Source organism: Caldicoprobacter guelmensis (assembly GCF_016908415.1).
Lineage (GTDB): Bacteria > Bacillota > Clostridia > Caldicoprobacterales > Caldicoprobacteraceae > Caldicoprobacter > Caldicoprobacter guelmensis.
Map to the genome: position 1 here is coordinate 126,421 of NZ_JAFBDW010000005.1, position 20,200 is coordinate 146,620.

At 41.4% G+C, this 20,200-nt stretch carries 20 protein-coding genes, 1 pseudogene and 1 CRISPR repeat array (1 of these 22 cut by a window edge); of the genes and pseudogenes, 19 read left to right on the top strand and 2 right to left on the bottom strand.

Annotated elements, in window-relative coordinates:
- Positions 1–24: a CRISPR direct-repeat array (repeat unit 30 nt); it begins 13,734 nt to the left of the window's first position.
- Between the two features lie 261 nt (positions 25–285).
- From JOD02_RS08365 to JOD02_RS08420, 12 genes are all read left to right on the top strand, one after another.
- Positions 286–864 (top strand): hypothetical protein, encoded by a 579-nt coding sequence (locus tag JOD02_RS08365; protein ID WP_204488685.1) that lies wholly within the window; start codon positions 286–288, stop codon positions 862–864.
- A gap of 99 nt (positions 865–963) precedes the next feature.
- Positions 964–2,205: a TIGR02221 family CRISPR-associated protein gene (gene csx2, locus JOD02_RS08370; RefSeq protein ID WP_204488687.1), complete on the top strand. Its 1,242-nt coding sequence runs from the start codon at positions 964–966 to the stop codon at positions 2,203–2,205.
- 59 nt (positions 2,206–2,264) lie between these two features.
- Entirely contained in the window at positions 2,265–3,977 is a 1,713-nt protein-coding gene (gene csx20 / locus JOD02_RS08375; protein WP_204488689.1) for a CRISPR-associated protein Csx20, read from the top strand.
- Between the two features lie 34 nt (positions 3,978–4,011).
- Entirely contained in the window at positions 4,012–5,847 is a 1,836-nt protein-coding gene (locus JOD02_RS08380) for a Cas10/Cmr2 second palm domain-containing protein (RefSeq protein WP_204488691.1), read from the top strand.
- Positions 5,837–6,400 carry an RAMP superfamily CRISPR-associated protein gene (locus tag JOD02_RS08385; RefSeq protein ID WP_204488692.1) on the top strand — a complete coding sequence of 188 codons (564 nt, stop codon included), beginning with the start codon at positions 5,837–5,839 and terminating at the stop codon, positions 6,398–6,400. Before JOD02_RS08380 ends, JOD02_RS08385 begins: the two co-directional genes overlap by 11 nt.
- On the top strand, positions 6,400–7,563 hold the full coding sequence (locus JOD02_RS08390; RefSeq protein WP_204488694.1) for an RAMP superfamily CRISPR-associated protein: 1,164 nt from the start codon (positions 6,400–6,402) through the stop codon (positions 7,561–7,563). Before JOD02_RS08385 ends, JOD02_RS08390 begins: the two co-directional genes overlap by 1 nt.
- Positions 7,564–7,902, top strand: a complete 339-nt coding sequence (locus JOD02_RS08395) for a hypothetical protein (RefSeq protein ID WP_204488696.1) — start codon at positions 7,564–7,566, stop codon at positions 7,900–7,902.
- 6 nt (positions 7,903–7,908) lie between these two features.
- Positions 7,909–8,688, top strand: a complete 780-nt coding sequence (gene csx7 / locus JOD02_RS08400) for a type III CRISPR-associated RAMP protein Csx7 (protein WP_243426419.1) — start codon at positions 7,909–7,911, stop codon at positions 8,686–8,688.
- The gene (gene csx7, locus JOD02_RS08405) at positions 8,681–9,514 is read left to right on the top strand and encodes a type III CRISPR-associated RAMP protein Csx7 (RefSeq protein WP_204488698.1); all 834 of its coding nucleotides are present in this window, start codon (positions 8,681–8,683) and stop codon (positions 9,512–9,514) included. The genes csx7 (JOD02_RS08400) and csx7 (JOD02_RS08405) overlap by 8 nt, the downstream gene beginning before the upstream one ends.
- Positions 9,498–10,322 carry an RAMP superfamily CRISPR-associated protein gene (locus tag JOD02_RS08410; protein ID WP_204488700.1) on the top strand — a complete coding sequence of 275 codons (825 nt, stop codon included), beginning with the start codon at positions 9,498–9,500 and terminating at the stop codon, positions 10,320–10,322. The genes csx7 (JOD02_RS08405) and JOD02_RS08410 overlap by 17 nt, the downstream gene beginning before the upstream one ends.
- A 104-nt stretch (positions 10,323–10,426) precedes the next feature.
- The gene (locus JOD02_RS08415) at positions 10,427–11,065 is read left to right on the top strand and encodes a hypothetical protein (RefSeq protein WP_204488702.1); all 639 of its coding nucleotides are present in this window, start codon (positions 10,427–10,429) and stop codon (positions 11,063–11,065) included.
- Between the two features lie 54 nt (positions 11,066–11,119).
- On the top strand, positions 11,120–12,076 hold the full coding sequence (locus JOD02_RS08420; protein WP_204488704.1) for an aldo/keto reductase: 957 nt from the start codon (positions 11,120–11,122) through the stop codon (positions 12,074–12,076).
- A gap of 196 nt (positions 12,077–12,272) precedes the next feature.
- Here the strand turns inward: JOD02_RS08420 and JOD02_RS08425 are convergent, their stop codons facing one another.
- The gene (locus JOD02_RS08425) at positions 12,273–13,631 is read right to left on the bottom strand and encodes a sn-glycerol-1-phosphate dehydrogenase (RefSeq protein ID WP_204488706.1); all 1,359 of its coding nucleotides are present in this window, start codon (positions 13,629–13,631) and stop codon (positions 12,273–12,275) included.
- Positions 13,632–13,905: 274 nt separating this feature from the next.
- Between JOD02_RS08425 and JOD02_RS08430 the strand changes: the two genes are divergently transcribed.
- Both JOD02_RS08430 and JOD02_RS08435 read left to right on the top strand, forming a co-directional pair.
- A complete protein-coding gene (locus JOD02_RS08430; protein ID WP_204488708.1) occupies positions 13,906–14,469 on the top strand; it encodes a chromate transporter in 564 nt (187 codons plus the stop codon).
- A gap of 3 nt (positions 14,470–14,472) precedes the next feature.
- On the top strand, positions 14,473–15,060 hold the full coding sequence (locus JOD02_RS08435; RefSeq protein ID WP_204488710.1) for a chromate transporter: 588 nt from the start codon (positions 14,473–14,475) through the stop codon (positions 15,058–15,060).
- 282 nt (positions 15,061–15,342) lie between these two features.
- On the opposite strand, the pseudogene JOD02_RS08440 reads toward JOD02_RS08435, so the two are convergent.
- Positions 15,343–16,437, bottom strand: a pseudogene (locus JOD02_RS08440) (IS30 family transposase).
- A gap of 265 nt (positions 16,438–16,702) precedes the next feature.
- On the opposite strand from JOD02_RS08440, the gene rpsF reads away from it, so the two are divergent.
- The 5 genes from rpsF (at position 16,703) to JOD02_RS08465 (ending at position 20,197) form a co-directional block, all read left to right on the top strand.
- Complete coding sequence (gene rpsF, locus JOD02_RS08445; RefSeq protein WP_204488946.1) at positions 16,703–16,990, top strand: 30S ribosomal protein S6; 288 nt, start codon at positions 16,703–16,705, stop codon at positions 16,988–16,990.
- 19 nt (positions 16,991–17,009) lie between these two features.
- Positions 17,010–17,468 (top strand): single-stranded DNA-binding protein, encoded by a 459-nt coding sequence (locus tag JOD02_RS08450; RefSeq protein ID WP_204488712.1) that lies wholly within the window; start codon positions 17,010–17,012, stop codon positions 17,466–17,468.
- A 21-nt stretch (positions 17,469–17,489) separates the two neighbouring features.
- Positions 17,490–17,735 (top strand): 30S ribosomal protein S18, encoded by a 246-nt coding sequence (rpsR, locus tag JOD02_RS08455; RefSeq protein WP_204488713.1) that lies wholly within the window; start codon positions 17,490–17,492, stop codon positions 17,733–17,735.
- 257 nt (positions 17,736–17,992) lie between these two features.
- A complete protein-coding gene (locus JOD02_RS08460) occupies positions 17,993–18,955 on the top strand; it encodes a uroporphyrinogen decarboxylase family protein (protein ID WP_204488715.1) in 963 nt (320 codons plus the stop codon).
- A gap of 105 nt (positions 18,956–19,060) precedes the next feature.
- Positions 19,061–20,197: a uroporphyrinogen decarboxylase family protein gene (locus JOD02_RS08465; RefSeq protein ID WP_204488716.1), complete on the top strand. Its 1,137-nt coding sequence runs from the start codon at positions 19,061–19,063 to the stop codon at positions 20,195–20,197.
- The last annotated feature ends 3 nt before the right edge of the window (positions 20,198–20,200 follow it).

Consider the following 20,200-nt stretch of genomic DNA (forward strand, 5'->3'; position numbering starts at 1 on the left):
AGCCTACCTATAAGAGATTGAAACTAATATTTATCTTTGCTTATTGACCCACCTACATGGCCGTTTTTAGCTTACCTAATAAGGGATTGCAGGTGTGGATACAAATTGTCCATTTTAAGGAAACACAAATCGCTTGATTTTGAGGGAGTACGACCTTAGTTACCAGAGTAAAGTTATATTGTCTTCAATATGTTATGCTCACAAAGAAAAACTAATTGCGACAAGTCGCAGGCTTAGGTCTGCAAATTTTCATAGTACATTATGTCCAAAGGGGAGAAGCTTATCATGATACGGATGAAAACGTTTTTCATAATTATGGTTTATATTGTCATGCTGGCGTTTTTAAGTGGTTGCTTTGGTGCGCCGTTGGTTGAAGAGAAGGGTGGGAAAAAACCTCCGGCAGAAGAAAAGGTGGAAGAAGCTCAGAAAGAACTTAACAATATCGATTTGCAACAATTGTCTCCCATTCAAGAGGAAGTACACCAACTTCATCTTATAATGAATAATCTCACTGGTTGGGGACAGCTTGGAAAGTATAAAGATAAAAGCGGGTCAGGGTGGAATGCCATAGCTTCTTATTTGGCAGGTGAAAATAGCCTTGTTGATCGCGTTTATGATATTACAGCTAAAATTGATTCTCAGACTTTAAAACAAGACCTGGAAGCGTTTGCATTGGCTTTTGAAAAGGCATACGAAAGAAAGGACATTGACCTATTGCTGCTGGCACATCGCATTGTTCACGACCTTGATTATTGGGTTTTCAACTATAAAACAGTAAGTGGCGGTTCGAGAAATTACTGGGGGGTTACCATAACCCTTGAAGGGGACAAGGCTTCTGCTAGAGAAGTTTTCAATTTAAAATAAATTTTGTGCAAACAAGAAGGATTTTATCGTTTGATGTAGAAATATACCATTAAAAATGTAAAATATAGTATTTTGTGTATCTTAAGGTGGATGATGTGTGTGAGTACACAAGAAAATGTTGTTTTAATTTCTTTAATCGGAAAGGGAAAAGTTGAAGAGAACGGTTATAGAAAAGCAGGCTACTATTTTAAAGAAACCGAAGAGGTTGTATATACGTCGTTTTTTGGTGCAGCACTATATAAAGTATTAAAAAAGCTTGGTTACAGAATAAATCAATGGCTGGTCTTTGGTACGAGACACTCTAACTGGTCTGAGCTTGTAAGTGCTTTAGATGATAATGACGACAATAGAGAAGATCTTGACGGTTTAATCGAATGGTATTTAAAGGTATACCAAGAAGAGCAGAAGGGGATTTCAAATGAAATGCTTAGCAAATGGGAGGCTTTGCTTTCCGGTAAAATTCCGGGGGTAAGGCTTTTGGCGGTTGATCCCCTTGATTATGAGGTATACATAAATACTATGCTAAAGGAATTTAGGGATGAGAAATGTAAAGTTGTTCTAGATATCACCCATGCTTACAGGCATATGCCAGTTATAATAGCCTTTTCTATGATGGTACTAAAGTACATAAAAAACATTTGTGGTGTAACCGTGTATTATGGAGCATTGGATATGGGGAAATTTGTGGATGATTTACCTGCTGAGTCGGTACCCGTCCTGAGGATCGATTTGATTAATGAATTGGTTTCAATAGCTGAAAGCCTTGCTACTTTTAATAATTCAGGGTATTTTGTGGATTTGTTAAGCCTTATAGGTATAGAGAATACTGAAAGAACATATTTCTGGCTTGAAATGAACAGGCAGCCACGTAGCCAGCTTATACACATAACTGAAACGCTACAAACTATTTCGAAAGGAAATGACTATAAAGCTTCTATTGCTAATTATTTGAATGAACAATTAAAGCCTTTGTTGAGTCCTACATTGGATAGAAGAATGGTGGAGAGGGCTAAGCTATTCTTTAGTAAGAAACAGTATTTGAAAGCGCTTATATTGCTGTATGAGGGCATTATAATCGGTATAGGTAGGAAATATGGTTTTGATGACTATTTAAATTGTAATTCTCGAGAGAACATTAGAGAATATATTAAGAAGAATGCCAATTCTTTATTTACAGATCCCCAAAAGGAAATTTATTATAAACTGGAATATACTCGAAATGCGGCTGTGCATGGTTCCCAACCTAGAGGTACTCAAGACACTGTAGAGCAATTTAGCACTTTTGAACAGCTCTTTGAGGAAGCGGTTAAGTTGTATGAGGATATAATTTGCGGATATTAAAAATTAAAAGTATAATCTAGGACCTCAGTAATTTATTACTAATACTAAGGGGGTAGGTTATGCTTAAATTTATCTCTTTTTTGGGGACAAATGCATATCACCCCTGCAATTATATATTGGACGATGAAAAAGTTGAGAATTGCTGTTATATACAAGAAGCCCTTATTAGATTATTGACCAATAAAGGATTAAAATTCGACTCGGTGCTGGTTTTTACAACCGAAGCCGCATATAAAAACAACTGGATTAGCAATGCATATAGCAAAAGCTATAACGAACAAAGGCCAGGCCTTGAGAAAGCGTTAGAAGATATTTTCCGGGATGACCCCCGATGTATTAGGCGTATACCCATTCCTAGTGGTAATAATGAAAGAGAATTGTGGAAACTGTTCGAGATACTTATGGCCAACATTGAAGAAGGTGATGAAATAGTATTAGACATAACCCATTCATTTCGTTTCTTACCCATGCTAACCTTTATCGTTTTGTGCTTTGCTCGGATTGTCAAGAGATGCGAAATAAAAGGCATATATTATGGTGCATTTGATGCTCTGGGAGGTATAGAGAAAATAAAGAATATACCTGTATCTGAACGCAATGCTCCCGTATTTGATCTAACGCCGTTTGTGGTTTTATTTGATTGGGTAATAGGTGTTGATCGCTATCTTGAGACAGGCGATGCCTCAATCATCGAGCGGTTAACCCGTGAAGAGAGTGCCAGGCTTTCAAGACGCATAAGTGAGAATATATCTCAATGTGAGCTGCCTATAGATGCTGCTTATCTCTTTAAAGAACCCCGCCTTTTACGAAAGCTGGCAGAGGCAATGGTGCAGTTTAGCAGTGCGGTTTTTACATGTAGGGGCCAGGATTTATCGATTAAGGCTTTGGAACTAAAGAAAGTTATAAACGAAGTGGTGGAAAGCAAAGCTTATAAGCATATAAAACCGTTGGCGCAAATAATGGACCTGCTGAAAAATCGTTTTAACAGGTTCGGACAGGACGAGCATGTGAATATGCTAGAAACTGTAAGATGGTGTCTTGAAAATAGGATGTACCAGCAGGGATTAACCATATTGGAAGAGGGGCTTATAAGTTTTGCATGTGATATGTACGGATTGAATAAAAGGGACAAGGAGTGTAGACAACGATATAGCGGATATTATAGAGAAATCCAGGAAGGGACTGCATTTGTAAAATTGCTAAATGGATTCGATCTAAACACTACGATAGAGTTTTACAAATTGCTTTACAATTTATCCAATTTACGCAATGATATAAACCATGCAGGTTGGACGCCACATCCCAATAAGCCGGTTACTTTTAAGGAAAAGCTGATGAATTTTTTGAGTGAGGTCGAAAAAATCATCAAATCCGATGCACCTGGAAGAAGAATGCTGCTTGTGTTTTCACATCAGCTTACTGAGGCTCAACAGAGACAGGCGCAGCAGAAGTTTCATATAACCCAATTCATTCCATTAAGTCCCGTGCTGCTTGAGAAATGGAGCAATATCCCACCTGACCTTGACAAACTTGATGACTACTTAGCAGATATTCTGAATTGGATCGATGATAATGCCCGGGGAGGCGATTATGTCCTGGTTCAAGGTGACTATGGTGCTACCATGATGGTGGTAGCACACTGCATAAAGCGCAATCTAAAGCCGGTATATGCCACCACCCATAGGTTGGTCAAGGAGGAAATGCAGGGAGACAAGGTGGTGACTGTAAGAGAATTTGAACATGTAGATTTTAGGGAGTACAGGTTATTTTAATCAAAAAATCAAATGACAAGGAGAGGTAGTGCCAATGTCTCAAGGTTTGATAAATATTTTGAGCCCTAAACCTATCTCTTTTTCGGAATTTAAAAAATTGAAGGAAGAGTTCAAAGGCAAGATAAAGGATGCGGACAGTGGCATTAAAGCTTTGCTGGAAGACTACTGGGATGTCCCTTATTATTTTAGTGATGACCAAGATGGGGGATGTTGGTCGTCTGTCAGGGATGCAGCTCACCTTTATGTGTTGCTCAATTACCTGTTGTATGGTAGGCCTGGTATGCCTTTTGATACCACCAAGTTTTACAGGCAATTTTTTGAAGACAGCCATGACAATATAAAGGAGTTTATAGTCAATATTGCTGCACAAAAGCCGGCAAAACTTGAAAGAGACGTACAAGTGGACCTGGTATTAGGATCGATTTACAAAATAAAGAAGTATTTTTTAGAGAATAACCGGATAAAGGATATTCGCGGTGCCAGCACTATAATCAAATATATGAACGAAGAATTGACGAGGCAATTTTTATCCCAACGTTATATAGAGGAATGCGCCTTATATTGCGGTGGTGGCAACGTTTTGATGCTTTTACCCGGAGGACAAGGCAGTGAGGCATGTAGGCAGCTTGAGGAATGTTTTGCCAAGGTTTCTTTAACTGCAAAGGTTGCATTTGAGTTCATATCCTGTACTATCAATGAACTTTTTAATGATTACAGTCAAAAGATGAGGGCCTTGCATGAACGCATTGAGGAAAGGAAGAAAACCAAGGTATATCCCATCAATCCTGACAGCGATTTGGAAGAAATCGTCATAGATGGTAAGAAAATAGATTTTACTTGTGTTGAGCGTATAAATTCTCGGGGTGAAGTGTGCAGACTTTGTAGCGTGAGGGATGCCAAGTACATTGTTATAACGCCGGAAGGCAGGATGGCAGCTTGTCCCTCGTGCATGAGAAAGAATATGGTTGGTAAAGACAAAGCCATATTTTATGAAGAATATCAAAGAGTTATTGGTCGTTCACCTAAATGGGATGTAGCCAGCATATCTGACTTGAAGGATAGTCATGGCCATGTAGCTGTGATTTATGCTGATGGCAACAACATGGGAAATGTGGTGATGAACATAAGAAATCCCCTTCAAAATATGTATTTTAGCCGGAAAGTGGATTATACCACCAAACGCTGCGTATATAGCGCTATACACAAAGTAATGAGGGATCATGCAAGGTTCGAGGCAATCGCTTTGGGTGGCGATGACGTGTTTATCATAGTGCCAGGCGATGTCAGCTTAGAAATTGTTAATGAGATAATAGAGGGGTTTGACCGAAGCTTTAACTATGAGCTCACTATGTCAGCAGGGATTTGCATAGCCAAACACAATACACCCTTACAAAGTATGTTTCAGGTAGCCCAAGCCAAATTAAAGAGTGCCAAAGCTTTGGCCAGGGAATCAGGGGTAAAATATGGGACAGTGGATGTAGAAGTGATAGAGAGTAATATAAGTGTGGACCTATCTACATCGCGGTGGGCCCTGTTCCCCACTGACAGCTTAAAGTTAAGCAAATTTATAAATGTGATTAAACGTATGAAGGATACCAAAGGAATAAATCGCTCGCAGCTGTATAAATTCCGGCATGCCGCCAGAGAGCTAAAGCCTTATGAGTTCCAGCTTTTCTATGCATATCAGACGGCAAGGCTATCACAGGATTATAGCACATTTGTTGCAGAGATTTTTGGCGTAGACCCCCGGCGGTTTAGCGGCCTTATTGAAAACCCAAATGCCCATAAAGGCAAACCATTTGTGTCACCCTGGGAAGATATAGTAATGCTTTGGGATTGCGTTGGAGGGGGTGAAGACAGTGTTTCTTAAAAAATACAACGTAAGTATAGAGGTCCAAACGCCCTTTAATATAGCATCGGGGGAGGCTGATGGCTATATACATAAAAGAACAGTGCGGTTTAGGGGAAAGCCTTACATCCCTGGGAGCACCATAAAGGGCAAAGTGCGCAGCAATTTTTACAAGTTAACTCTACCTAACCATGTTGATGGCATATGTGACTGTTCTGCATGCAATATATTCGGTGGACAAGGATACAAGCCTTCTCGTGTTTATGTTGATGATTTTGTGCTTAATGATATGCCAAATGATAAAGGCAAATCTCAAGAGAAGAAGGAATTCGTTTTTATAAGGGTAGGTAATGCTATTGATAGATATAAAAGGACGGCCAAACATGAAGCGTTGTTTATTACAGAAGCGGTAAGGCCTGCTGTTTTTACCGGCACTATAACGGTATACTTTGATGAGGATACTTTGAAGTATAAGCAAGATTTAGAGTTGGCTATAAAAATGATAGACAGCGTGGGCAATGGTAGAAGCAGGGGCTACGGTAGGGTTAAGGTTTATCTGGAGGAGGTGACTTGATGAAGGTTAGGCTAAATTTTATCTCACCTTTTGTAGTGGGTGGTATAAAACTGGTATCAAATTACATTGAAAGCATAGATTACATACCAGGAAATGTAATAAGGGCAGCCCTTGCAAGATACATACTTAACAATTGTCATTACTATGACCCTGATGAAGTGGTCACGATAGATGGTATACAAAAGAAAAACTGGGTGTATTTTAAAGACAAACCTCGGTGTAGCGATTGCAAGTTGCAAACTCTTTGCCAAAAGCTGGGCGATATAAGAATTTCATTTTTCTATCCTAAAGACACAATGGTCATTCCGTCTACTTTGATGATGTGCAAGATGGATCCGCACCATGGTTTTGTAGACAGGCTTATACAACAGCCTAGATGTGCCAAATGTGAAGGAGGTAGAGGCAGAGTAGAGTTTGTATCGGGTTTATTAAAAGATGGTAAAAAATACAACGTGGTCAAAAGCTTTGTTACCAGAACGGCTATAAACAGGTATACCGGTACTGCAAAGGATGGCTCACTTTATTCGCTGCTAGCCGTTTCAGCCACTTTGCAAGACCAAAACACGGGATATGAGGAGAACGTCTTTGAAGGTCAAATTTTGGGATTGACGCCGCAGGAGTTGAGCATCATAGATGAACTGAGGATTGGGAAATACACATCGGTAGGCTTGGGCAGATGCAATGTTACGGTAATGGATGAAAAAATGGATACCCCTGATGTAAGTAAGGTTATTCAGTCATTAAAGGAGTTTGATGCCCAATATAAAAGAAACAACGGTATAAATGATGATGGTTGCAGGTATTTTGCTATCAAGTTTATATCGGATGCTAAATTGGATTTTGGGTTTGCCGATGTAAATGAATATATGTCTACCGACCAATACAAAGCGGTGTGGTTAAAAGCACTTGGCATCAATTTGGATGTACAAGTAGAAAAAGTGTATGCAGAAGTCTTTAACTTCAGAGGGTATGATACATCAAAAGTAGGAGAGGACAAGCGTGAACAGCCCGTTCACATGGTCGAGAAGGGTAGCGTGATAGTTTTTAAGACACATCTTGCATTTGATAAAGTTATAGACTATTTCGGTTCTCTAGAGGGATTTGGACAAGATACCGATAATGGATTTGGGAAGTTTGACTACCACTTTGGGGGTGTATGTTAAATGATTGAGATGTTACTGAGTTTTGTAGAGGAGCTGGGGAAGAATGCGAGTTTTTGGCAAAGGAATGGCGAAATAGGTAGTAATAATATAAGAAAATTGGCCACTATGGCTGCTAATGCCAGTTGTTACAAGGAGTTTAAGCTGTTTATGGAATACAAAAAAGGTAAGGGTAATGGCTGGGACAAGCCATTTTCCAATAATAAAGCGCTTGCGGATGTGGTAATAGAATATATGGATAGAATATATGAAAAATGCAATAAGGATGACAAGGAAGCTTTGAAAGAAATCAGCAGGTTTTTCGGCTATCTATATTGGAAGCTGAGGGCACTTAAAAGATGAAGGGGGATGAAGCCTGTGATGCTTCTTGATAGGTTTTATAATAAATACATCGTAAAAGGCATTTTGCTGGCTGAGACGCCTATACATATAGGTTCCAGCGGTGAGAGTTTAGACCCAGTGCAGGTAGACAATTCGGTTATAAAGGATAGCAATGGGAAGCCATATATTCCAGGCAGTTCTCTCAAAGGCGTGCTGAGGAGTTACCTTGAGACGTTGCTATCAAGTGGAATAGATGAAAGGTTTAAAGCTTGTTTGATAGTCAATGACCCATGCCTAGGTAACAAAGAGCAGCTTGATGAGATAAAAAATATACAGGAGTCGGTTAAAGCCAATCATGATGCCGATCGCATAATTGCAGAAGAGATATACAAGCGGCTGTGTACTGTGTGCAGGATTTTTGGTAATCCATACTTTGCTTCCAAGCTGACAGTGAACGATTGCCACCTTAAAGGGGATGCCCACCTTAGCATACGAGATGGCGTGGGGATAGACAGGGATACAGGGACGGCTGCTGATAAGAAGAAATATGACTTTGAGCAGGTGGATGCTGGAGCTCGGTTTGAGTTTTACATGTCAGTGGATAATTTGGAGCCAGAACACGAGGATATTTTAAAGCTTATATTGAAGGTGCTGGAGAGCGGACAATTAAGGGTGGGAGGTAAAACCTCTGTAGGTTTGGGTTGCATAAGGTTAACCGAAACTAAGGTATACAAAATAGAACAGCATAACCTCAGAAGCTATCTCATGCAAGGCTTGAAGGAAGAAATGAGGTGGCAGTATGTTTAGAAAGTTATACAATGAAGCTATCATATCATTTGAGCTAAAAACTGTAAGCCCCCTGTTTATCAGGTCAGGACGCGAGGACCAGCTTGACCCTGCAGCGGCCGACAATACATTTATTACCATGTACAAGGACGGGAAGCTGGTACCGGTTATGCCGGGTTCGTCTTTAAAAGGGGTTTTCAGAAGCTGTGCCGAACAACTGTTGCCAGGCAGCTGTGATATATTTAGAGCCCCCTGTGCTCAAAGAATCAGGCAAGAAGAACGCAGCGCAAGTCAACGACTGCAAGATGCGGAGTTCTCTATAGGGAAGGAACGGTATAAACTCAGCTGCCCGGCATGTAAGCTGTTTGGCTCAACCGTATTGAAGAGCCGTATATATTTTAACGATGCTTACCCCGTGGGGAATTACCGGATAGGCTCTCGTGCATCGGTAGCAATAGACCGCATAACAGGAGCAGCGAGAGGAGGGGCGCTCTACGAATTTGAATATGTAGAGGATGCTGTATTTAAATGCAGTATATCCCTTAAAAACTTCTTCAGATGGCATATCAAGCTGCTGTGTGAAATATTTGACAGAATTGACCAGGGGTTGGTGGTTTTTGGGGGGCTTACTTCCAAAGGTTTTGGACAGATGAAGGTTCAGAATTTGGCCATGATGGCGCGATACTATAGCAAGGCTGTTGAAGCAAAAGATTATGTTGATAAGGGGTTTTATAAAGAAAAGTGGATAGAAGGCCGCGAAACGGTATTGGCTTTGCTAAAAGATGTGTCCATTAATGACCATAACGTGTTACAAGGATGTGATCTTGAATATGATAAAATCTTATGATTTTGTACCTTTTTTGAAGTGTAAAGTTTACCATGGAAACGGTAATCTGGAGGGGCGCATTTTAATTAGAGTAAAGGTTTTGACGCCCGTCCATATATTTTCCGGCCATTTCAGGGTCCAGGATAATGGAAAAATCTATAGAGAATTTATAAAAACAAACGGTAGACCTATAATTCCGGGGACAAGCTTTAAGGGGTGTATTAGAACCATCGCAGAGAGCGTGTCTTATAGCTGCTTGCAAACCTCTTTACCGCATGAAAAACTACCAACCGACAAACGGCATGACGGACAGCATAAATGTATAATATGCGATATGTTTGGGGGCATGGGTAATAAGAGCAAGATACGATTCAGTGACCTTGTGGCTGTGAACTACAAAACCGAGGTTAGGGGTATACCTAGGAGTTTTCGGCCTCACCCGGAGAGTAATTATTATATGGAGAATGGCAAGTATAAGGGATATAAGTTTTACAAACATGGAATAAATGGGATTCAACCATCGGGTCCCATCTTGTGTGAGTTTGTAAATGCAGGGTCAGAGTTTGAAGGAGAGGTTATATATAGAGGCTTAACCGATGAACAGGTAAGGCTTTTGTGCTTTGCCTTGGGTTTAAGCGGTGACATTCAGCCTAAGATTGGCTATGGGAAGCCCTATTTTTACGGCAGCATTGAAATAAATTCACAGCCTGAGTGGGCTGATAAGGCACGGGAATACGTTAGTGAATGCGACGATGAAGTGAGGAAAAACATAAGCGCTCTTATAAGAATATTGAACTACAGCAATGCATTGAAGTCATATGAGGGATAAATGGCAATTATATGCTGGAACATTGATCTTGATGGGTTAACGGAGGGAAGCTTCATGATGTGCTCAGCGCTATACAAGAGGCCGATATACGAGGGGTGATCAAAATGTCAAAGGGTAAAGAAGAGTTATTAATTTGTGCCGAACACGCCGCTGATTATATAATAAAGTCAGGGAGTACGGGTTTTGTGAGCTTTATACTTGATATGATAAATTTGGTACGAGAGGGAGATAAGCCTGAGGGCGAAAAGTTACAGCATTTTTATAAGATGTTGTATGATGTGCGGAATTCTAACTTGGAGATGCTAGGAGGGGGACGAAGCCTTAAAGAAGCCTATAGCAGTTTTATCGATGGATTCTTGAAAATATCGAAGAAGTCTTCATCTAAATATGAGATGAATAATGGAGAGTTTGGGGAATTAAACTTAAACGAGCTGTATTACGTTTTTGGCTGGGTTAGGCGTTTGGTGAAAGCTCAAGAACCTAAAGTACGCAACAATCGTGAACATGATGTTGGGCCCTCAATGGGCCACAAGGGAAGCGTTGGCGGTGCCAGACAGCAAAGGGAGTCTGAGGGGAGCTCTGCCGATGTTCTACGGCCGTCTGGGAGGCATGGGAGAGGGTCTAGGGATGCTCGGACTACACAGCCTAATACCCAACATGGCAGAGATACACAGGGGGATAGCGGTATGTTTAATACTCAGATGCAGGAGCAGTTGAAAAAACTCAAGCGAGAAATGAAATAATTGCTTTTAAAATTCAAGGATCGTGTAAGAAAAGCAAAAAAGGAGGCAAAGAAGATGCGATATAAAAAACTTGGGAAGAGTGACCTTGTAGTTTCGGTGGTAGGTTTAGGGACCTGGGCGATTGGGGGAGATTTCTGGGGCAGTGTGGATGATAAGCTCTCCATTGAAACCATACAGAGAGCGATAGATTGCGGTATAAATCTCATAGACACAGCTCCGGCGTATGGCAATGGCCACGCTGAACGCATTGTGGGGGAAGCCATAAAAGGAAGGCGAGATAAGGTGATTATTGCAACCAAGTGTGGAATTGTCCGTGAGGGACCACGTTTTATACGCAATTTAAAGCCCGAATCCGTAAGGAAAGAAATTGACGAGTCCCTGAGACGCTTGGGCGTTGATGTGATAGACCTGTACCAGATCCATTGGCCCGACAGAAATACACCTCTGGAAGATACAGTGAACGAGCTGGTTAAACTGAGACAGGCTGGCAAGTTTAGGTATCTCGGTGTTTCCAACTTTGACAGAAAACTTATGGAAGAGATTACGTCTTTAACAGAGGTTGTCAGCCTGCAGCCGCATTATTCCTTGTTGGAAAGAAGTATAGAAAGAGATGTGTTGCCTTTCTGTCGAGAAAAAGGGATTGGCGTATTGACGTACGGTTCACTGGGAGGAGGCATCCTAACCGGTAAATTTAAAGAAAAGCCTGAGTTCGAAAAAGGTGACAACAGGGATAAATTTTATCCGTTTTTCCACGAACCCTTATGGAGTAAAGCTATGCAGTTGGTGGATGTGCTGAGGGGAATTGCAGAAGAGGTGAGCAAGCCTGTGTCACATGTGGCCATCAACTGGGTAAATCAGCAGGAGGGTGTGACCACGGCTTTGGTGGGAGCTAAAACCCCTGAACAAGCCGAGCAAAATGCAGGAGCGGGTGAGTGGGAACTGTCTGAAGAGCAGATGAAACGGATTGAGGAGGCTTACAGAAAGATATTTGGTCCTGATAATGCTAATTAAATGGGTATTATAAAGGAAGGGAAAGTAACGTTATTATAAAAGGGATAAAGGAGTCCGTTGGCTTGGACAATTTAAGATTAGAGGAGAGCACTCACTGCTTATCGTGAGTGCTCTCCTCTTTTATCGAAAAAGTATACAAAAAGACTCCAATTCTTGAAACTACCTTTTTCTAAGGTGATTGGTAACTCACAATATATTATACAAGTGCAAGGTTTATTATCTTTTTTACTTTCTCTTCCAAAAAGCCCAAATCATCTGCTAGGCGAAGGATGGTATAGTGGGGGCGGATTTCTTTGGCATAAAGCAGGGCTTCTTCCATCAAATTTTGTTCTATGCCCAGAGCCTGAGGGGTAAAATTGGCACCTGCCCTCTGCAGCCATTCCTTCACTGTATCGAGTCGGGGTACCGATGAAAGTAATGGCTTGAGGTGAGTTTCCCATTTTTCTTTGATGTTGTGTAGTCTCCGCTCATAAACAACCGAATCCCAGTTTTGCCTGTCGTTTAAGCCTATTACCTCTTGTGCAATAGGGCCGAATACTTCCTTTATCTTTTGGCACCATTCTTCATAGGGAATTTTCGTTTTCACTAATTGCTGAATGTCTATGTTTTTGGGATCCAGGGATGCCAGCTCGTTATACAGTGCCACCGTATAAAGTACGGCCAGTCCAACCTTTGTGCCGTGGAGAAGTGGCTGGCGTCCTTCCATAAAGTATTTCATCTCAATATAGTGGGATATGTGATGCTCGCTGCCCGAAGCCGGCCGGGAGTTGCCCACCATCATCATGGCTACGCCCGACAGGATGAGAGCTTCCATGAGGGCTTGTATGCCTTCAGACTTTCTTTGGGCTATTTGAGATGCTTTTGAAACGACTTCCTCCAGAGCGCTTTGTACCATGTTTTTAGCTACAGGACACAGCCTTTCTTCCGCCAGGATGACGCCCAGTTGCCAGTCGGCCAGTGAGGTGACCTTGCCCAGTATGTCGCCAAACCCAGCCAGTATCATATCATCCGGTGCCGAGCACAGCATATCGATGTCTGCTATTATTGCGAGTGGGTGGACGGTGATGTAGGTACGCTTGAATCCGTTTATGAGCAAGGGAGACACGGTGGAAGCATAACCGTCCATTGAAGGGGCAGTGGCAAATACGATATAGGGCTTACCTGTCCTGTGGCTGATAAAGCGCGTTAAGTCGTTTATAGTGCCTGAACCCACTGCTATCAAGAAGTCCATTGACGGTTCAAATTCCAGCAGTATTTGTGTTATGGCGCTCTCATCTGGTATTACCATGGGTTTTTGATTAAGCAGGCATACCTTTATATCGTATCCATTGTTCGAGAGCACCTCTGATATGCGCTTGCCTGCAAATTTCCAAGTATTGTCGTCGCATACCATGAGGCCACGTTTTCCTAGCTTTTCGCTGTCCAATATTGAAGGGACCCCTTCTTCCGCGTTTTGTTTTATTACCACGTGTTTTAGGGGTACTGCATGTTGTACGCCGCATTTGCAGTGAAATGAAGAGCCAAACATATCTTTATATGATGATAGTATGGACATTTTTGGGTTCTCTCCTTCTTAAGATTTTATGTTTAAATCCATTTTACATCACAGTGCTGTATGTTACAACTCGGTGAAGCATTTTTTTATAAATCATCTTCACTTAAATATAATGTGCTGGTAATTTATGGGATAGAGCTAATTATTGATACTAAAGCCATCAATAATATTTAACAATTTTTAGCACAGAACAAACCGCCTTTTGCTTGAAAAAAACCATATGCACTGCTATAATAAACAAACAACACACATATACAAAAGGGGTCATGTCAATATGAATAGGGATGATAAGTGGAAGAAGATGCAAAAGCTATTTTTTGTTTTTTTCCGCATAGGGGCATTCACGTTTGGCGGTGGACTGGCCATGATTCCCTTCATAAAAAGGGAAATTGTGGACAGCAATCACTGGATTGAAGAAGAGGAAATCGTTGATATATTTGCCATGGTGCAGTCTGTCCCTGGGGTAATTGCGGTGAATTCGGCCATATTTGTCGGTTATCGTATAGCCGGGATATGGGGAGCGTTGGCCTCTGCTATAGGGGTTGTGCTGCCATCATTTATAGTTATCTCCGTCATTGCGCTTTTCTTTTCTAGCTTCAAAAGCATACCAGTAGTTGCAAACGCCTTTGAAGGAGTGAGCGCCGGCGTGGTGGCCCTTATTATAACGGCACTGGTTCAGCTTATCAAGCCCAGTATAAAGGACGAGTATGGGTGGACAATTGCTGTCTTCGTGTTTGCCATAATGAGTTTGACCAACATAAGCGCCATATATGTGCTTTTAGCGTCGGCTGTAGTAGGGATAGTCATAAGCTATATAAAAAAGAGAAGGGAAGCATGAAGCATGTCCAAGCTGTATTTGGAATTGCTTTGGACTTTTTTCAAAATAGGGTTGTTCACCATAGGTGGGGGATATGCCATGATCCCTCTCATTCAACAGGAAATAGTAAATCACGGATGGCTTACCTTCAAAGAGACGATTGACATGATAGCTGTTTCAGAGATGACACCAGGGCCATTTGCAATTAACGCCGCTACCTTTGTAGGTGTCAAAACTGGTGGTATACCGGGTGCTACCTTTGCTACTGTGGGGGTTGTGCTGCCGTCGTTCATAATAGTTACGCTGGTGGCCAAGTATTCTGCGCGCTTTAAGGATCAGCCGCTTCTCCAGTATGCGCTGTACGGGTTGCGTCCTGCTGTCATTGGCCTTATAGCATCGGCTGCCTTTTTGATTGCTCGTACTACGTTTTTTATGGCGTCCAACGGCAGCGTCCGTATATTTGTGGACATTCGCAATATTTTGAATGCAATTAATTGGCGGGCTGTATTGATATTTGTTGTTGCCATAATAGCCAGCTTAAAATATAAAATGCATCCCATTTTCCTTATTGTGTTGTCAGGTGTGTTAGGAATTATACTGTATTCGCTGTGAAAATGAAATATTTTGGTATTCTGCCAGCCAGTTTAATTGAAAATTGCAATATTAAATGCAACACTTTTTTAAGGAAAAGTATGATATAGATATCCAAATTTTTACTGTTCAAAATGTAAAGCCTTATGTTGTCAAGGGAAGGGTTAGCGTGAAAATACTACCCGACCTTGACAACATCCCTAATGATATAATCATGTCCTGGCCTTTGGGCATACCTGGCCTAAAGGCCTTAATTGTACGTAATCATTGCGTTTGTCCCTTGTTGTCTGCGGTATTATACAGTTAACCACATTGGCTTGCACAGTTGTGGCAGCCTATAACCAATTCTTCTACCACTTTTATGTCAGTGCTTATACGCAACAGTTCTTCATAAAAGCACTCTAGTATTTTCCTCGGATACTCATTCATCCACCTTTCTATCTTCTTCACCTTTGATAAGGTTATCCCCCGTATCGGTTTAGCCTTTGGGATAAAACGCCTTATTATCCCATTATGTCTTTCGTTGCTTGCCCTCTCCCATGATGTGTATAGATGAGCAAAATATGCACCACTCCTGTACCTTTATAGAATGCTAGATAATTCACTGAACTCCGAACCATTGTCAGCTGTTATACTACGAAATACCTTGGGAAATAACTCACCGTACCTAACTTTAAGTTCCATAAACACACTATTTACTGCTCTACTGTCATTCGAATCCAGTAAGAATATCAGCTCATATCTGGTTTTTCTCTCGGTCAGTGTCAATAGTACTGCATCATTAGAGCGTTTGCCTATTAACGTATCTATCTTCCAGTGCCCAAATTCTTCTCTGTTTTTTGCTTCCTTAGGTCTTAAATCTATGCTTTTCCCCATAACTCGTTTATGCTCTCTCGGTTTTACTTTGTTTCTGGGTTTTAACCTTGGTTTAAGCAATAGGTCGATATTGCGTACCTTAAGATATCCCCTGTCTATGTAATTGTATAATGTTTTTGTACAGACTATCGGTTTGTCTCTCCAGCTGGGGTCCCTTTTACAATAACCTACTATACTGTCTGGAGACCACTTTTTCTCACCCAACATTTTCTCTTCAGCAAACTTAATAAACTCATTAACATATGGGAGCTTAAGATTAGCACGACAATCTTTACGCCGCTTTTCATATATAGCCTGGCCTGTTTCAGGGAGATACGCTTGGTAAGTAGACAAATCAGATTTTAACTGAGTAACAGTACCCCGTTTAATTTCTTTGCTGGTAGTACTTGGAGATCGGCCAAGTTTCCTTGCAATATATCTCATACTTCTGCCCTCTTTAAGCAAAGCTGCGATTTCTCCTCTCTCGTAAAGATTTAGGTGTTTAAAAGAGCGACATTTCGTGGTACAATTATGTTGAGCCATAGTGAGACCTCCCTGTATGTTTGGTGATTTTGGATATCTATATCATACAGGATTTCTCACTATGGTTCTACTATTTTTTAGGTGTTGCATTTAATTTTACAACGAACCTTAATTTTACAACGAACCCCCCTACAAAATTTTTTATTGCATTTAGGCGTATAGGATGATATAATCCATAAATGATGAAAAAGCAGTATATACGCTGCATCCTTGCTCTGCTTAAGAAGCAGGGCCAAAGTCCAGAAGGAGGTGAAGCGAGATGAGGATAAGGAAGTACGAGACTGTGTACGTCCTGCGCCCTGATTTGGAAGAAGAGGCCATTAAACAGGCTGTTCAAAAATTTTCAAATCTCATCGTTGAACAGGGCGGGCAGGTGGACAAGGTGGATGAGTGGGGCAAGAGGAAGCTGGCCTATCCCATCAGGCATTTCAAAGAGGGTTATTATGTGCTCATGAATTTCACTGCAGGTCCTTCTGTCCCACATGAGTTGGAGCGAGTCTACAAGATTACAGACGATGTCATTCGCTATTTGATTGTCCGGGAGGACGAATAACAGAAAGTGGGTGTAAAAATTGTTAAATAAGGTTATATTGATTGGTCGCTTGACCAAGGACCCAGAGATTCGGTACCTCCCTAGCGGCGTTGCGGTAACGACTTTTTTCCTGGCGGTAAATAGGAATTTTACCAACCAGCAAGGGGAGCGAGAAGCTGATTTTATCCCTATTGTGGTATGGCGGGGTTTGGCTGAAACCTGTGCCAAGTATCTCAGCAAGGGCAGATTGGTGGCCGTTTCGGGAAGGATTCAGACTCGCAATTACGAGGGACGTGATGGACAGCGGCGATATGTAACTGAAGTGGTAGCAGATGAGGTGGTATTTTTAGATCGCGACAGTTCGGGGATGGAGAGAAGTACGGTGCCCCTTCATGATGTGCCGTTTTCGCAGCCGGAATACGGGGCACAGCAAGAGTACGAAGATGTCCCTGCTGGTTTCCAATACATTGAAGGGGAAGAGGATGAGCTTCCATTTTAGTGTAAAAGGAGGTAAAGGTTGATGGTTGAGAATGCGGTAAAGCCTGCTAGAGGAAGGCGCAATAAAAAGAGAGTGTGCAGTTTCTGTTTGGATAAAGTTGAGAAGATAGACTACAAGGATATACAAAAGCTTAAAAAATATATGACAGAGAGAGGCAAAATCCTTCCGCGGAGGATCTCCGGAAACTGTGCCAAGCATCAACGACAGCTTACCGTGGCCATTAAGAGGGCCCGCAATTTAGCGTTGTTGCCTTTTACTGTTGAGTAAAGGTAGAAAAGATCGTCCTCATCTGTTGGAGGGATGGGGTACGGTCTTTTTTGTTTTTTTAAATGAAGGAGTTTTTTAGAGAGTTGAACACTCTAGAAAAAGTAGGTGAACAATATAGGCACAACGATTGATTTTGTGGGGCAACCTTGCAGAATAATTAGGGGCCAAAGTCCTAAAATCTAACTTGCAAACAAGCTAAAATAAAGCTCTCAGACTTTTCGAAAGCGTACAGAGTTTTACAAAGAGGGGAGCTTTCAATGAATGATTATATGAAAAATTTCATGAAAGCCATGAAATTTCAACATCCAGATAGGATACCTGTAAGGGTATCGTTGCTCCCAGCTACGTGGATGAAATATAGAGAGGAACTGGAGGATATCGTATTAAGGCATCCCTTGCTATTTGGGAAATATAAAAAGGGCAGTTACGATTATAATAGAAAGCCGAAGACATATAACCAAGGACAGCATGTTGATGCTTGGGGATGTGTATGGACTAATATTCATGATGGTATGGAAGCAATCGTTACATATCATCCCGTGCCTACTCGGGAAGCAGTTCGTAGCTTAAAAGCACCAGACATCGATATGGGTATGCCCCATGGGTTTATGTATTTGAGGTTGGTTGACTTACGGGGTTTTGAAGAGCTAATGCTTGATTTTGCCGAAGAACCCCCTGAATTACAAATGCTTATCGATATTGTTCTTGAGTATAACATGAGGCAATTGGAGATATTGCTGAAAAATAATGATGACCAGGTGCTGTATTTTGGAGATGACCTGGGAATGCAAAACAGTTTGCCTATCAGCCCTGAGAAGTGGAGAAAATATCTAAAGCCGTGTTATTACAGGATATATCAACGTTGTCATGAGGCTGGTAGGTATGTATATATGCACAGTGACGGATGCATTTACCCTATTATACCTGATTTGATAGAGTGTGGAGTAAATGTTATAAACCCTCAGGTTAGAGCAAATGGTATTGATAACCTGGTAAAGGTATGCAAGGGTAAAGTATGTGTAGATGCTGATCTGGATCGCCAGATGTTTCCGTTTTGCACTCCTGGTGATATTGATGAACACGTGAGAGAGGTGGTGGAGAAACTTGGATCTCCTGAAGGGGGATTGATGTTGGTGGCTGAGTGCGGTCCTGACGTACCTCTTGAGAACATAGAGGCCATTTGTACTTCTTTGGAAAAGTACAGTTTGTATTTCTCTTAACTTAAGGTTTTAAATTGCAAATTTTATGATGTCGGTTACTTGAATTGCCGGTAAATTAGTGCATGTTTAAAAGTGGTATTTATTGAAAAATGGGGGAATTTGAGTATGGGAGGAAGGCCTACCGACCATAGAAACGTCAATTTGGCTCAGCTGCATAGGGATGTTATCCGGGGACAATCCAAGGGAAAAATTATTTGGCAGCCCAGGATCCTTGCATGGTATGAAGATAAGATTTTTGCTAAGCAAGAACTCCCAGCGCCGTTTACAGGCATGACGTTGCCTGAAATCTATAGGGAACTTGGATGTTCCAACCGTATTTACGATTATAACGGCTGTTTTAAGAGGGTGGATCATCCCAGCGTTAGAAGATATTCAAGAAAATTATCTTCCCTTGAAACGGAATATGTTATCGAAACCCCTGTAGGCAAGCTTAATGCAATATATGCCGCCAATACATCTAATCCGGGCACATTTCCCAAGAAGTGGTGGATTACGTGTGAGGATGAAATGAAAGTAGCTATATGGATTGAAGAAAGATGTGAATGGCAATGGGATGAGGAACATTATCAAAAAGTTTACAGAGAATGGGGAGATTTGGGACTTCCTACTATATTTATGCCACGTGTCAATATCCAGCACTTGTATATTGATGATATGGGTGTAGAGGCAGCTATTTACGCGCTGATGGATTATCCAAAGACGGTAGAGAAATATTTTCAGGTTTTGAATGAAAGCCATGAGCGCCTTATTGAAGTGATCAATAAATCGCCCATAGAGGTTGTAAATTTTGGGGACAACATACATGCTGGTACTCTTCCACCTAATTTGTTCAAAAAATACGTTCTTCCTGCTTATCAGAGGAGGAACGAGCTGCTGCACAAAGCGGGTAAGTTTACTCATGCGCATTGGGATGGAGATGTCAAACCTCTTCTGCCTTTTGCAAAGGATACAGGCCTTGACGGGATAGAAGCGATTACTCCTAAGCCGCAAGGTGACGTAACTTTAGAAGAGGTTAAAAAGGCATTGGGGGATAATATGTTTTTGTTGGACGGCATTGCTGCCATTTTGTTTGATGACATCTATCCTGAAGAGCAGTTAATTGAACAGGCCAAGAAAGTTATTGAATTGTTTGCACCCAGGCTTATTCTTGGAATATCTGATGAACTTCCTTCTACGGGGAATATTGAACGTGTGAGATTGGTAGGTCAAATTGTGGACGATTATAATGCATCGGTATCTTAAAAA

Excerpts from the sequence above, each read along its gene's own strand:
- JOD02_RS08365 (WP_204488685.1), top strand. The coding sequence starts at position 286 with ATGATACGGATGAAAACGTTTTTCATAATTATGGTTTATATTGTCATG.
- csx20 (WP_204488689.1), top strand. The coding sequence starts at position 2,265 with ATGCTTAAATTTATCTCTTTTTTGGGGACAAATGCATATCACCCCTGC.
- JOD02_RS08380 (WP_204488691.1), top strand. The coding sequence starts at position 4,012 with ATGTCTCAAGGTTTGATAAATATTTTGAGCCCTAAACCTATCTCTTTT.
- JOD02_RS08390 (WP_204488694.1), top strand. The coding sequence starts at position 6,400 with ATGAAGGTTAGGCTAAATTTTATCTCACCTTTTGTAGTGGGTGGTATA.
- JOD02_RS08395 (WP_204488696.1), top strand. The coding sequence starts at position 7,564 with ATGATTGAGATGTTACTGAGTTTTGTAGAGGAGCTGGGGAAGAATGCG.
- csx7 (WP_243426419.1), top strand. The coding sequence starts at position 7,909 with ATGAAGCCTGTGATGCTTCTTGATAGGTTTTATAATAAATACATCGTA.
- csx7 (WP_204488698.1), top strand. The coding sequence starts at position 8,681 with ATGTTTAGAAAGTTATACAATGAAGCTATCATATCATTTGAGCTAAAA.
- JOD02_RS08410 (WP_204488700.1), top strand. The coding sequence starts at position 9,498 with ATGATAAAATCTTATGATTTTGTACCTTTTTTGAAGTGTAAAGTTTAC.
- JOD02_RS08415 (WP_204488702.1), top strand. The coding sequence starts at position 10,427 with ATGTCAAAGGGTAAAGAAGAGTTATTAATTTGTGCCGAACACGCCGCT.
- JOD02_RS08420 (WP_204488704.1), top strand. The coding sequence starts at position 11,120 with ATGCGATATAAAAAACTTGGGAAGAGTGACCTTGTAGTTTCGGTGGTA.
- JOD02_RS08425 (WP_204488706.1), bottom strand. The coding sequence starts at position 13,631 with ATGTCCATACTATCATCATATAAAGATATGTTTGGCTCTTCATTTCAC.
- JOD02_RS08430 (WP_204488708.1), top strand. The coding sequence starts at position 13,906 with ATGAATAGGGATGATAAGTGGAAGAAGATGCAAAAGCTATTTTTTGTT.
- JOD02_RS08435 (WP_204488710.1), top strand. The coding sequence starts at position 14,473 with ATGTCCAAGCTGTATTTGGAATTGCTTTGGACTTTTTTCAAAATAGGG.
- rpsR (WP_204488713.1), top strand. The coding sequence starts at position 17,490 with ATGGTTGAGAATGCGGTAAAGCCTGCTAGAGGAAGGCGCAATAAAAAG.
- JOD02_RS08460 (WP_204488715.1), top strand. The coding sequence starts at position 17,993 with ATGAATGATTATATGAAAAATTTCATGAAAGCCATGAAATTTCAACAT.
- JOD02_RS08465 (WP_204488716.1), top strand. The coding sequence starts at position 19,061 with ATGGGAGGAAGGCCTACCGACCATAGAAACGTCAATTTGGCTCAGCTG.